Here is a 12,682-nt window from a genome sequence, read left to right as displayed (position 1 = left end):
GTGCACCTGAGGCTCTGGGGCGGCGCGTTACATCGTTGCAGGCATACGAACGCCGATGCGCGTCCTCGTGACCACCAACTGCCCTTCCTGCGGGTACGCATGCCAGGTGCGCCACCGCACCTGGCCCTCGTGGCGCTGCGCCAGCATCGCCGTGAAGGCGTGCGGGGAGCCGGGGAACGTCCCCGCAAGGCCGTTGGGATGGTCGGCGACGAGCGCGAGCAACTCCTGCGCGCGGCCCGCGAACGAGCCGTGGGACAACGTTTCGACGCGCGCGGCGAATTCGTACTCCCATGCGCCGAAGCGCTTGGAGACGCCCAGCGGCAGCGGCGTACTGCTGCCGGGCATGCAGGCGACGGTCTCCGAGCAGCTGCGCTCCTCTTCCTCCAGAAGCACCTGATGGGAGGCGCCGAGAAGCCGCAACTGCAGCTTGGCACCGGTCAGTTCGAGGTCGAGCACGGCGAGGGCGGGCAGCGGCTCGCGCCCCAGTGCCCAGGCCAGGTCGGCCGCACGCGTGTCGGTGTAGGTGGTCTTCAGGGTCGTGAGCATGGGTCGGCTCCGCAAACACGGTTTGACGGGTGGGCCGGGGGCGCCCCGGAGAAAGGGTTCAACGGGAGTGGGGGATCGCCGGCTCGGGTCCACACACGGTCCGAGGGCTGTCTCTTATCAACAGCGAGGGAATCATGGACTTCGAGCGACTCGCAGCGTTTTTACCCAACTTGCATTGGTTTCCATCCCCTTCGGGGACCCCACAGTTCAATTGTTCAATCGGAATCGATCGGGGGCTCCAACACGAAGGTGCCCGGCGGACGTTGGACCGGCCGGGCACCTGGTGATCGCGGAGTCGACTGCCCCGTGTCAGTCGCCTCCGCCGCCGCCACCACCGCAGCCGCCGCCACCGCCGCAGCTGCTGCCACCGCCGCAGCCGCCGCCACCACCGCTCGACCAGCCGCCCCGACCGCCCCTGCCACCGCGACGCCCACCGCTCCGGCCGGAAACCAGGCCGATCACCACGATGAGAACGATGAATCCGATGATCAGTACTTCCATCCGTGTCACCCCCGTAGGTCTTGTGTGACAGGGGGATGCCCCTCCCGGCTCCGGCCCAAAGCGCACTTGAGGAAGTCCAGAGCTTCCCCGCAGGATGGCGGGCATGACACGACCGCTGCTCAACCGCCGGCTCGCCGAGTTCGGGACGACGATCTTCGCCGAGATGTCCGCGCTGGCCGTCCGGACCGGGGCGATCAACCTCGGGCAGGGCTTCCCCGACACCGACGGCCCGGAGCAGATCCGGGAAGCGGCGGTCCGCGCCCTGCGTGACGGACGCGGCAACCAGTACCCGCCGGGGCCCGGCGTCCCCGAGCTGCGCACGGCCATCGCCGAGCACCAGCTGAAGCGGTACGACCTCGCCTACGACCCCGACACCGAGGTCCTGGTCACCGCCGGCGCGACGGAGGCCATCGCCGCCTCGCTCCTCGCCCTCCTCGAACCGGGCGACGAGGTGATCGCCCTGGAGCCGTACTACGACTCCTACGCCGCCTGCATCGCGATGGCGGGCGGCACCCGTGTCCCGGTCACCCTCCACCCGCACGAGGGACGCTACGTCCTCGACCTGGACGAGCTGCGGGCCGCCGTCACCGACCGGACGCGGCTCATCCTCCTCAACACCCCGCACAACCCCACCGGCACCGTCCTCACCCGCGCCGAACTCACCGCCGTCGCGGAGCTCGCCGTCGCACGCGATCTGCTCGTCGTCACCGACGAGGTGTACGAGCACCTGGTCTTCGACGACGCCGAGCACCTGCCGATCGCGAGCCTGCCGGGGATGCGCGAGCGCACGGTCACCATCGGATCGGCCGGCAAGACCTTCTCCTTCACCGGCTGGAAGGTCGGCTGGATCACCGCGACCCCCGCGCTGACCACCGCCGTCCGGTCCGCCAAGCAGTTCCTGACGTACGTCTCCTCGGGCCCGTTCCAGTACGCCGTCGCCGAGGCGCTGCGCCTGCCCGACACGTACTTCGACGACCTGCGCGCCGATCTGCTCGCCAAGCGCGACCTGCTGAGCGACGGCCTCGCCCGGGCCGGCTTCGAGGTCTACCGCCCGGCCGGCACGTACTTCGTCACCACCGACATCCGCCCGCTCGGCGAGTCCGACGGCTTCGCGTTCTGCCGCGCCCTCCCCGAGCGCGCCGGCGTCGTCGCCATCCCCAACGCGGTCTTCTACGACCACCGCAAGGCGGGCGAACCCTTCGTACGTTTCGCGTTCTGCAAGCAGCGCCACGTCCTGGAGGAGGCGGTGGAGCGCCTCCGGCAGCTCGCTCCCTGAGGACGGGAAACCTCCGACCGGGCCGGTCGGCGCCGGCGAGCACCGCACTTGTAAGGTCCCCCTCGCATCAGCGCCTGTCCTGCCACGGGGGGTACCCACCATGTCGTCACCGAAGTTCTCACTGAGCCGCAGATCGGCTCTCACCGCCCTGACCGGGGTGGCGGCGGGCAGCGCGCTGCCGCTCGCGCCGTCCGCCTTCGCGGCCACGCCGACGGCGGCGGCCACAGCGATGGCGACGGCCACGACGGCCGTGCCGGAGGTCCCCGGCGGGCGCCTCCCGATGGTGACCGACCCCTGCGACCCGTGGCACTTCGGCGCCCACCCGGCCGGGGCGCTGACCACCCGTACGCTCGCCGGCACCCCAGGAGGCCTGGAGGTGTCGGACGACCGGGGAGTACTCGCCACCCTCACCGCCGGCGCGAAGACGGTCACGCTGCGCGGACCCAAGCGCTGGTTCACCGAGCAGAAGAAAGCATTCGCCGACGACTTCGCGCGGACCCTGTCCGCCGGCAGCACCGGCTGGGGCCCCTCTCCCGCGGGCGGCAAGTGGTACACCGTCAACGGAGAGAAGGCGGACTACTACCTGGAGGCCGGCCGCGCCGTCATCCAGCTCGCCACGACCGACCTCAGCCGCCACGCGCTGCTCCCCGACAAGGCCGTCGGTGACGTCAGCGCCCGCGCGCGCCTTTCCTTCAGCAAGGTCCCGACCGGGGCGCCGGTGTCGCTCGCCGTCACCTTCGGGGCCAAGGACGTCAACAACCACTACCGGGCCCGGCTGTCCGTCACTCCCGCCGGCGAGGTCCAGCTCGTCCTGGAGAAGGAACTGGAGGACCGCGCGAGCACGTTGAGCCCGGCCGTCACGGTGGGCACCGGATTCCAGGCCTTCGACCACTGGTGGGTCCGGGTGGAGAAGACCGGCGCCCTGCTGCGCGCCCGCGCCTGGCAGGGCCTGGGCACGGCGGAGCCCACGGGAACCTGGCACCACAGCGTGCGCGACCCCGAGAAGGACCCGGCCAAGGTCTTCGACTCGGGCACCCTCGGAGTCCGGGCGCTGGCCTCCAGCGGCGCCACGGTGCCGCTGGAAGCGCGGGTCTACGACTTCGAGGTCACCTCGGCCGAGTGGGTCGACCCGCCGGTGGTCTGCCACGACACCTGGGTACGGCTGCTCGCGGCACCCTTCGACGGCACCTGGACCCCCTCCCTGGAACAGCAGATCCGTGCCTGGGCGGGCGACACCTCCCCCGACGCCCTGGCGTACGCCTCGATGTTCCGGCCCTTCGCCCCCGCCGTGACCGACCCCGCGCTCCAGGGCGCTCAGGTGCTGGGCGAGGCCGAGTACAGCGAAGCCGACGGCGCCGGGCTGCGCTCCATCGGCGGCGACTTCCACGACTACCTGGGGCTTCCCTGGACCTTCCCCGCGAGCGGCGAGAGCGCGACCCCGGACGAGGGGATGAAGGACAAGCCCAATCTCGACTGTTCGGGCTTCGTCCGGATGGTCTACGGGCACCACATGGGCATCCCGATGGTCCTCTACAAGAACTACGACGGCCGGAACCTGCCCCGCACCTCGAAGAGCCAGTCCGCCCAAGGCCCCGGCGTGGTCGTGGCCCAGGGCACGGGCACGCCCCCCGCACTCGACACGCTGCGGATCGGCGACGTGGTCTTCTTCGACGCCACGAACGCCGATCCCGACGACCCCGAGACCTACGACGGTGTGGTCGACCACACCGGCATCTACATCGGCCCCGACCAGCACGGCGGTCTGCGCTTCGTCTCCAGCCGCAAGACGCCGAACGGGCCGACCATGGCCGATCTGGGAGCCAAGTCGATCCTCAACGGCAAGAGGTGGGTCTCCGACGACGACAAGGGCGACGTGTACACCAACTCGCTGCGGGTCGTACGTCGCTTCTGACGGCAGCGGGTCCACGCCCGGCCGGGGAAACTTTCACCCGGCTGGGCCCACCTCGCTCGCGCGCCCCCTCCGTGCCGCGCCGATTGTCGGGTAGATCGACTTGTCGGTCCGACCTGATTCCCGTGCGCACGGAGGTGCACCCTGTCCGCCGAGACTCTCGACCGCCCGGCCTCGCCCGCCCTTGTGCGGAGCGTCCCCCGCCGGTGGGTCTCACTGCACCGCGCCGCCCCCGCGCTCGGGATGTTCGCCGCCGCGCGGCTGACCGGGATGCTCGTCCTCGCGGGCTGGGCCTGGCACACCGGACGCTCGCCGCGGGCGCTGCTCGCGAAGTCCTGGGACTCCGAGTGGTACATCCGGATCGCCGCGCACGGCTACGGCCACACCCTCCACTGGCCCGACGGCGTCGTCCAGTCCGACCTGGCCTTCTTCCCGCTCTACCCGGGGCTCGTCCGGGCCGTCACCACCGTCCTGCCGGTGACCGGCGGTACGGCCGGCCTGCTGCTGTCCTGGCTGTCGGCCGGCGCCGCGGCCTGGGGCATCTTTCTGATCGGCGAACGGCTGTACGGACGACCCACCGCCGTCGTCCTGGTGCTGCTCTGGGGCCTGCTGCCGCACTCGATCGTGCTGACCATGGCGTACACCGAGCCGCTGATGACGGCCCTCGCCGCCTGGTCGCTGTACGCGCTGCTCACCCGGCGCCCGCTGTGGGCGGGCACGCTGGCCGCCCTGGCCGGCCTCTCCCGCCCCAGCGGGGTCGCGATCGCCGCGGCGGTGCTCGTGGTGGCGGGGTACGAGCTGTGGCGCGGGCGTGGGCGGATGGCGGGGCGGCTGTGGGCCGGGGCCGTACTGGCTCCGGCCGGCTGGCTCTCGTACCTGCTCTGGGTCGGTGCCCGGCGCGGCGACCTGCTCGGCGGCTACTTCGCCGTCCAGGACGGCTGGACCTCGCGCTTCGACTTCGGGGTCGGGGCACTGGCCTTCGTCCGGGGCATGCTGCGGGGGCCGACCCAGTTCGGCTTCGCGATGGCGCTGCTGATCACGGGCGCGGGGGTGCTGCTGTTCGCCCTGCTCGCGCTGGTGGAGCGGCCGCCGCTGCCGATCCTGGTCTACACGGGCGTGCTGGTGGTCATCACGGTCTGCGGATCCGGCTTCTTCGAGTCGAAGCCGCGTTTCCTGCTGCCCGCGTTCCCGCTGCTCTTCCCCCTGGCCCACGCACTGACGAAAGCCCGGCCGAGAGCCGCGATCGTGGTGATCACGGCCCTGGCCGGGCTGTCGTTCAGCTACGGGGTGTACGCGCTGACACTCGCGCGCATGGCCCTGTGAAGGCCCGAGGGACTACTCGCCCTCGGGCTCCTTGTCCTCGGGGGACTCCAGGCCGAACTGCTCCACGAGCCACTTGTCGAACTCGATGGAAGCGCGGACCCAGCTGACGGTGGAGGACACGAAGTGCTCCAGCGCGACGCCGGTGCCGATCAGCATCTGGGCCTCACCGATGAGGCGGAGGGTGGCGGAGCCGTCCTCCTCCTCGTGCAGGTGCGTGTACACCTTGGGCCACAGGGTGCGGCGGTTCCAGTCGTCGATCGCGTCGAGAACCCTGGCGCGGTCGTCGGCGGAGTGCGGGCGGTCGTAGAACGTCCGCACCGAGAAGACACGCTGGTCCTCCTCTCCGCGGAACATGAAGTACGTGCGGAATTCCTCCCACGGCGCCGCGAGGTCACCCTCGTCGTCGACGACGTACTTCAGCTCCATCTGGTCCAGGAGCTGCTTGACCAGGTCCTGGTCGGGGACGACGGGGCCCGCCGGTCCTGCGGCCTGAGGCTGGGGCTGGCCCCCGAAATTCGGAATCGAGGACGGGTCGATGCTCACCGTGAATATCCCTTCGTACGGTTGCCGCCATCCTCTCCCATGCCGGGCGGTACGGCGCAAGCCCCACCTCCCGCGATCCGCTGCGGGCTGACAAGATCTGGTGCCTATGGGGGACAAAGTGCGGCCGGTACGGCCTCGACCGTCGACGTGGATCTGGGTCTCGGCGCTCGTTTCGTTCATCTGCGGGGGCCCGATCGCCCTGCTGGTCTGGGGCGCGATGGCCTGGGACGAGATGGGCAAGCCGAAGCCGATGGACTGCGCCGAGGCCATGGACTGGGCGCACGCGACCATGCCGAAGAGCGCGCAGGACCCGCACTGCACGGTCAGCAGCTGGCTGGACACCCAGGTGAAGGCGGAGTTCCGGATGCCGCGCGCCGAGGTCGCGGGCTGGCTGGCCGGCACCTATCCGGGCGGGGAGATCCGCTCGTACTGCCACACGGACCTGTGCGTGGACGTCCAGGAGATGCCGCCGGACCCCGGGGGCCCGGCGGCGGTGAACGTGAAGGTGACGTACGAGGACGGGGGCACCGCCCTCGTACACGTCATGCCGTTCACGGTGTGAGCGGACGCGAGCGAACGCGCTACTGCGCCGCGCCCACGATCAGGCCGTCCTCGGGTGGGGTCTCCCCCAGCTCATTAAGAGCTTGGGGACGGTCCACCCGGACCGTGTCGCCGTCGCGGACCTCGCCCGCGAGGATCTCCTTCGCCAGCCGGTCGCCGATCGCCGTCTGGATCAGGCGGCGCAGCGGCCGGGCGCCGTACGCCGGGTCCATGCCCTCGTCGGCGAGCCAGGCCACGGCCTCGGGGGTGACCTCCAGAGTGAGGCGGCGGTCCGCCAGCCGCTTGGCGAGCCGGTCGATCTGGAGCTGGGCGATCCGCCCCAGCTCGGTCTTGTCGAGGGCGGAGAAGACCACCAGGTCGTCGAGCCGGTTGAGGAACTCCGGCTTGAAGGAGGCCCGCACCACCTCCAGGACCCGCTGCTTCTTCTCCTCCTCGCCGATCAGGGGGTCGACCAGGTACTGGCTGCCCAGGTTGGACGTCAGGATCAGGATGGTGTTGCGGAAGTCCACCGTCCGGCCCTGGCCGTCGGTCAGCCGGCCGTCGTCGAGGACCTGGAGCAGGATGTCGAAGACCTCCGGGTGGGCCTTCTCCACCTCGTCGAGCAGCACCACGCTGTACGGGCGGCGGCGCACCGCCTCCGTGAGCTGGCCGCCCTCCTCGTAGCCGACGTAGCCGGGAGGCGCGCCGACGAGCCGGGCGACGGAGTGCTTCTCGCTGTACTCCGACATGTCGATGCGGACCATGGCCCGCTCGTCGTCGAAGAGGAAGTCCGCGAGCGCCTTCGCCAGCTCGGTCTTGCCGACACCGGTCGGGCCGAGGAAGAGGAAGGAGCCGGTGGGACGGTCGGGGTCGGCGATCCCGGCGCGCGTACGGCGCACGGCGTCGGAGACGGCCCGTACGGCCTCGGTCTGGCCGATCAGACGGCGGCCGAGCTCGTCCTCCATGCGCAGCAGCTTCTGCGTCTCGCCCTCCAGGAGGCGGCCGGCGGGGATGCCGGTCCAGGCGCCGACCACGTCAGCGATGTCGTCGGGGCCGACCTCCTCCTTGACCATGGTGTCCTTCGAGACCTCCTGCTCGGCCTCGGACGCCTCCGCCAGCTCCCGCTCCAGGGCCGGGATCTCGCCGTAGAGCAGCTGGGAGGCGGTGTCGAAGTCGCCGTCGCGCTGGGCACGCTCGGCGCGGCCGCGCAGCTCGTCGAGCTGCTCCTTGAGCTCGCCGACGCGGTTGAGGGACTGCTTCTCCTTCTCCCAGCGGGCGGTCAGGCCGCGCAGCTCCTCCTCGCGGTCGGCGAGGTCGCGGCGCAGCTTCTCCAGGCGCTGCTTGCTGGCCTGGTCGGTCTCGTTCTTGAGCGCGAGCTCCTCCATGCGCAGCCGGTCCACGGAGCGCTGGAGCTCGTCGATCTCGACGGGGGAGGAGTCGATCTCCATCCGGAGCCGGGAAGCGGCCTCGTCGACGAGGTCGATGGCCTTGTCGGGGAGGAAGCGGGAGGTGATGTACCGGTCGGAGAGGGCGGACGCGGCCACCAGCGCGGAGTCGGCGATCTGGACCTTGTGGTGGGCCTCGTACCGCCCCTTGAGTCCGCGCAGGATCGCGATCGTGTCCTCGACGCTCGGCTCGGCGACCAGGACCTGCTGGAAGCGGCGCTCCAGGGCGGGGTCCTTCTCGATCCGCTCGCGGTACTCGTCGAGGGTCGTCGCGCCGACCATGCGCAGCTCGCCGCGGGCCAGCATCGGCTTCAGCATGTTGCCGGCGTCCATGGCGGAGTCGCCGCCGGCGCCCGCGCCGACGACGGTGTGCAGCTCGTCGATGAAGGTGATGATCTGACCGTCGCTCGCCTTGATCTCGGACAGGACGGTCTTCAGGCGCTCCTCGAACTCGCCGCGGTACTTGGCGCCCGCGACCATCGCGCCGAGGTCGAGCGAGACCAGGCGCTTGTTGCGGAGCGACTCGGGGACGTCGCCCTTCACGATCCGCTGGGCGAGGCCCTCGACGACGGCGGTCTTACCGACGCCGGGCTCGCCGATGAGGACGGGGTTGTTCTTGGTGCGGCGGGAGAGCACCTGGACGACGCGCCGGATCTCCTGGTCGCGCCCGATGACGGGGTCCAGCTTTCCTTCCCGCGCGGCGGCCGTGAAGTCCGTGCCGAACTTCTCCAGCGCCTTGTACTGACCCTCCGGGTCGGGTGTGGTCACCCGGCGTCCTCCCCTTGCCTTCTCGAACGCGTCGAGCAGCCGCGCGGCGCTCGCCCCCTGCTGGGCCAGCACCTCGCCGGCCTGTCCGCCCTTCGCCGCGAGCCCGATGAGCAGGTGCTCGGTCGAGAGGTACTCGTCCCCGAGCTCCTTGGCCTGCTTGGCGGCCTCGGCGATCACGGCGAGCAGCTCGCGGTTGGGCTGCGGCGGCGCGACCGTGGAGCCGGTCACGCTGGGCTGGGCGGCAAGCAGCCGCTCCGCACCGGACCGTACCGCGGCCTGGTCGGCCTCGACGGCGGCGAGCAGGTCGATGATGTTCTCGTTGTCCTGACCCGCGAGCAGCGCGAGCAGAAGATGGGCGGGGGTCAGATCGGGGTGCCCCTCGGACACGGCGCGGCTGGTGGCCGCGTTGATCGCGTCTCGGCTCCTGTTGGTCAGCTCGGCGTCCACGTGCGCTGTCTCCTCTCTCGTGCGTGCGGCAAGGCCATGACGACTTCTATGACTCGTCCAGCGTACACAAAGTTGAGTCCATTCCGCTCAAGGTGTCGCGCACGCCCGTGCCACGGGTAGGTTCCGGGCATGGCGACTGACCCGAGGAACCCGGACGACTCGTATCTCAGCTTCTGGCGCGAGTACCACATGTCCACCCTGACGACCCCCCGCCCGGACGGCACTCCGCACGTGGTGGCGGTGGGCGTGACGTACGACCCCGAGGGCGGCGAGAACGGCATCGCCCGGGTCATCACCAACAAGCACAGCCACAAGGTCGCCAACGTCCTGGCGGCGGGCCCGGAGGGCGCGCGCGTCGCGGTCTGCCAGGTGGACAAGGGGCGCTGGGCGACGTTGGAGGGCGTGGCGCGCATCCGCACGGAGGCGGAGGTCGTCGCGGACGCGGTGGACCGCTACGCGACGCGCTACGGCCGGGTCCCGGCGCCGAACCCGGACCGGGTGGTCATCGAGATCGCGCTGACGCGGGCCATGGGCCGGGCCTAGGGCCTGATCCGCCGGACAGGCCCTGGCGCTCACGCCCCCACCCACTTCCGTACGCGCACAGCACAGCGGCGCCATCGCGTTTCAGGTCCGCGATGGCGCCGCTGTGTGGGGGAAGCACCTGAGCGATCTACAACGACGGGGGAACCGCTCAGGCACTGCGGGGGGTGGCGGTGGTGGTCTCGGGCTCGAGCAGCTGGTGGTCCCGCTGGTCGAGATTGACGAAAATCATGCCGTACCGGATGGCACAGCGAACGGGCTGCGGGGCTCCGCGGGGCCGGCGCAGACACCGGTAGGCGCGAACGTCCTCGTCCTGCTCACGAGCGACGACGATCGGTTCTCCGAAGAGGGTGACCATCAACGAATCACCACGGTGGGGGATGGCCGTGACGAGATCGATGAAATGCCACCCGGATCGATAGGCCGAGGCCATCTCTCGCCGGAAGACCCGGTCGTCCGGCGGCACGGTCATGCGACCGCGCCCGCCGGGGCAGAGTCCCATGTCGGCTCACGCTCGCCGGTCGTGCCGGAGTCCCACGTGGGCTCACCCGCGGCCGCCGGAGCGAAGTCCCACGTGGGCTCGCCCGCGACAGTCGGAGCGGAGTCCCACGTGGGCTCACCCGGAGACGCGACAACGTTGTTCGCCGGCGGCGTGTCCCATGTCGGCTCGCCGTTCAGGGCGAGAGCGCCGAGAGCAGCCGCAGCAGCGAAAGCTATGGCGCCAAGTGCACGAACCATCCTGGTCATGGCCGATCTCCACCTCTTTTGATCATTACCTCCTCCCCCGCGAATAAGACGATGGCTCACTCCGAACCCTTCCACCAGCGGTGCCAGGCATCATGTTCCTGTAATTCAGGACCCTGAGGGGGGTGCAAATGGAGCCGAAACAGGGTGATGGGGACACTGGGCACGGTCCGGGCGAGCTGTGCGATGCGGGCAGGCGCCTCTACGCGACCGCACTCCGGGCCGGCAGGATCTCCCGCGCGGAGGTGGAATCGGTCCCCTGCCTGATCGAACTGGCGCTGCTGCACCCCGATCCGGACGATTCCCAGTGGCTGCGGCCGATCCCGCCGTCCATCGCGTTGAACAAGCTCATACACCCCATCGAGCGGGAGATCCAACAGCGCCGACAGCTGGCGATCTCGCTCGCGGACACGTTCGAGCCATTCATGACGATCAACGCCCCCGACCCGCACGCCACCCAGGCGATCACCGTCCTCGAGGGCCTCAGTCTCATCAACGCCACGCTCGACCGGGTCATCAACGAGTGCACCGAGGAGCTGCTCACCATCCAGCCGGGCAGCGGCCGCAAGCCCGAGGTGGTGCAGGCCGGGCTGCGACGCGTCGAGCCCTTGCTCGACCGCGGCATCCGGATGCGCACGCTCTACCAGCACACCGCCCGGCACCACTCCGCGACCATGGGATACGTGGAGCGGATCGCCCCGTACGGGCTCGAGGTGCGCACGCTCGAGGAGATCATCGACCGGCTGATCATCGTCGACCGCAAGATCGCCTTCGTCCCGGCGCGCAGCGACCGGCGGGTGGCCCTCGAACTGCGCCACGAAGGCCTCGTCCAGTACCTGGTCGGCGTCTTCGACCAGTTCTGGCTCCACGGCGTGCCGTGGGAGGAGGAGATCCCGTACAGCCCCTCCGTGGACGGCATCGGCGGCGTCCAGCGCTCCATCGCCAAACTCCTCGTCGAGGGCCACGTCGACGAGGCCATCGCCCGCCGGCTCGGCATGAACGTCCGTACCTGCCGCGCCCACATCGCCAAGCTCGCCGCCGCCCTCGGCAGCGGCAGCCGAGCCCAACTCGGCTATCTCATCGCCCAGTCCGGAATCCTGGAGCAGGACCACTGATCGTGTACGTACAGATCGACCTGGACGGCCCCGCAGGGACCCTGCGGGTCTCCGGGTACGAGATGCCCACCATGGAGCTCGTACGGGCGGCGGGCGACGAACCCGACCCGCTCGTCCCCATCGGCACCCGCGCCGCCGACCGGCTCACCCTGACCGTCGACGGGGCGCCCGCGCGCATCCGCCCCGGGCGCGGGCGGCTCCTGCGGCGCTCGTACCGGGTCGACGCGGTGGTCGCCGGCGTGCGCTACCGGCTGGTGCCCTGCTCGTACATCGAGAGCCGGCTGCTCCGCGACGGACGCCCCCTCGGCACCCTGGAGTCCGCCGGGGACGGCGCCGTCGACGCCGACTGGGCGGCAGGCGTGGAGCCGGAGCCCCAGGACATCGCGGTCGGCCACACCCTGGCCGCCGCCTTCGGCACCGGCGCCGCGCCCTGGTGGGACACGGCGGCGAACATCGCCGCCGAACTGATCCCGTAGAGCCGAAAAAGCCCCCTCCGCGGGAAGCGGAGGGGGCTTCGTCGTACGAGAACAGCTACTCGGGGCGCTTGGGCCGCCAGACCACCAGCGCGCTCGCCTGCTGGACGTCCTGATACGGCACCAGATCGCGCCGGTACGAGGCGTGCACCTGGGCCTCCCGCTGGCGCATCGCCGACGCGGCGCCCTCGACGGCCGCCGACAGCTCGGCGACGCGCTGCTGCAACGCCGCGACCTGGTTCTCCAGCTCGATGATGCGCTTGATGCCCGCCAGGTTGATGCCCTCGTCCTGCGACAACGCCTGCACCGTACGGAGCAGTTCGATGTCACGGGCCGAGTAGCGCCGGCCCCGCCCCGCCGTGCGGTCGGGCGAGACCAGACCGAGGCGGTCGTACTGCCGGAGCGTCTGCGGATGCAGACCCGAGAGCTGGGCCGCCACCGAGATGACGTACACAGGGCTCTCGTCGGTCAGTTCGTACGGATTGCGGCTGCGTCCCGGTCGGCTGTCCATC

Annotated in this window: 13 protein-coding genes; 7 read left to right on the top strand and 6 right to left on the bottom strand. The window is 70.7% G+C overall.

Features of this window, described 5'->3' with window-relative positions:
• Positions 1 to 27 precede the first annotated feature (27 nt).
• Both ACFV9D_RS19420 and ACFV9D_RS19415 read right to left on the bottom strand, forming a co-directional pair.
• Positions 28 to 546, bottom strand: a complete 519-nt coding sequence (locus tag ACFV9D_RS19420; protein ID WP_385147225.1) for a DUF2617 family protein — start codon at positions 544 to 546, stop codon at positions 28 to 30.
• A gap of 309 nt (positions 547 to 855) precedes the next feature.
• Positions 856 to 1,047, bottom strand: coding sequence for a hypothetical protein (locus tag ACFV9D_RS19415; protein WP_385147222.1), 192 nt, complete (start codon positions 1,045 to 1,047; stop codon positions 856 to 858).
• Positions 1,048 to 1,141: 94 nt separating this feature from the next.
• Between ACFV9D_RS19415 and ACFV9D_RS19410 the strand changes: the two genes are divergently transcribed.
• From ACFV9D_RS19410 to ACFV9D_RS19400, 3 genes are all read left to right on the top strand, one after another.
• Entirely contained in the window at positions 1,142 to 2,323 is a 1,182-nt protein-coding gene (locus tag ACFV9D_RS19410; protein ID WP_385147220.1) for a pyridoxal phosphate-dependent aminotransferase, read from the top strand.
• Positions 2,324 to 2,423: 100 nt separating this feature from the next.
• Positions 2,424 to 4,235 carry a C40 family peptidase gene (locus tag ACFV9D_RS19405; RefSeq protein ID WP_385147217.1) on the top strand — a complete coding sequence of 604 codons (1,812 nt, stop codon included), beginning with the start codon at positions 2,424 to 2,426 and terminating at the stop codon, positions 4,233 to 4,235.
• Between the two features lie 240 nt (positions 4,236 to 4,475).
• Positions 4,476 to 5,555 (top strand): hypothetical protein, encoded by a 1,080-nt coding sequence (locus tag ACFV9D_RS19400; protein ID WP_385147305.1) that lies wholly within the window; start codon positions 4,476 to 4,478, stop codon positions 5,553 to 5,555.
• Between the two features lie 12 nt (positions 5,556 to 5,567).
• Here the strand turns inward: ACFV9D_RS19400 and ACFV9D_RS19395 are convergent, their stop codons facing one another.
• Entirely contained in the window at positions 5,568 to 6,098 is a 531-nt protein-coding gene (locus tag ACFV9D_RS19395) for a YbjN domain-containing protein (protein ID WP_385147214.1), read from the bottom strand.
• Positions 6,099 to 6,204: 106 nt separating this feature from the next.
• Here ACFV9D_RS19395 and ACFV9D_RS19390 point away from each other — a divergent pair, with 106 nt between their 5' ends.
• On the top strand, positions 6,205 to 6,660 hold the full coding sequence (locus ACFV9D_RS19390; protein ID WP_385147211.1) for a hypothetical protein: 456 nt from the start codon (positions 6,205 to 6,207) through the stop codon (positions 6,658 to 6,660).
• Between the two features lie 19 nt (positions 6,661 to 6,679).
• Here ACFV9D_RS19390 and clpB read toward each other — a convergent pair whose 3' ends face one another.
• Entirely contained in the window at positions 6,680 to 9,298 is a 2,619-nt protein-coding gene (gene clpB, locus ACFV9D_RS19385) for an ATP-dependent chaperone ClpB (protein ID WP_385147208.1), read from the bottom strand.
• Between the two features lie 129 nt (positions 9,299 to 9,427).
• On the opposite strand from clpB, the gene ACFV9D_RS19380 reads away from it, so the two are divergent.
• Entirely contained in the window at positions 9,428 to 9,841 is a 414-nt protein-coding gene (locus ACFV9D_RS19380; RefSeq protein WP_385147205.1) for a pyridoxamine 5'-phosphate oxidase family protein, read from the top strand.
• A gap of 148 nt (positions 9,842 to 9,989) precedes the next feature.
• On the opposite strand, the gene ACFV9D_RS19375 is transcribed toward ACFV9D_RS19380, so the two are convergent.
• Positions 9,990 to 10,310, bottom strand: a complete 321-nt coding sequence (locus ACFV9D_RS19375; protein WP_215068125.1) for a (2Fe-2S)-binding protein — start codon at positions 10,308 to 10,310, stop codon at positions 9,990 to 9,992.
• A gap of 403 nt (positions 10,311 to 10,713) precedes the next feature.
• Here ACFV9D_RS19375 and ACFV9D_RS19370 point away from each other — a divergent pair, with 403 nt between their 5' ends.
• Positions 10,714 to 11,697: a helix-turn-helix transcriptional regulator gene (locus tag ACFV9D_RS19370; RefSeq protein ID WP_385147202.1), complete on the top strand. Its 984-nt coding sequence runs from the start codon at positions 10,714 to 10,716 to the stop codon at positions 11,695 to 11,697.
• A 2-nt stretch (positions 11,698 to 11,699) separates the two neighbouring features.
• Positions 11,700 to 12,173 (top strand): hypothetical protein, encoded by a 474-nt coding sequence (locus ACFV9D_RS19365; protein WP_385147200.1) that lies wholly within the window; start codon positions 11,700 to 11,702, stop codon positions 12,171 to 12,173.
• A 55-nt stretch (positions 12,174 to 12,228) separates the two neighbouring features.
• Here the strand turns inward: ACFV9D_RS19365 and ACFV9D_RS19360 are convergent, their stop codons facing one another.
• A complete protein-coding gene (locus tag ACFV9D_RS19360) occupies positions 12,229 to 12,681 on the bottom strand; it encodes a heat shock protein transcriptional repressor HspR (protein WP_385147197.1) in 453 nt (150 codons plus the stop codon).
• Position 12,682: the final 1 nt, after the last annotated feature.

This window comes from Streptomyces sp. NPDC059875, assembly GCF_042731085.1.
Taxonomy (GTDB): Bacteria; Actinomycetota; Actinomycetes; order Streptomycetales; family Streptomycetaceae; genus Streptomyces.
Note: the sequence above shows the minus strand (reverse complement) of the source record. Positions and strands in the feature narration are given on the sequence as shown.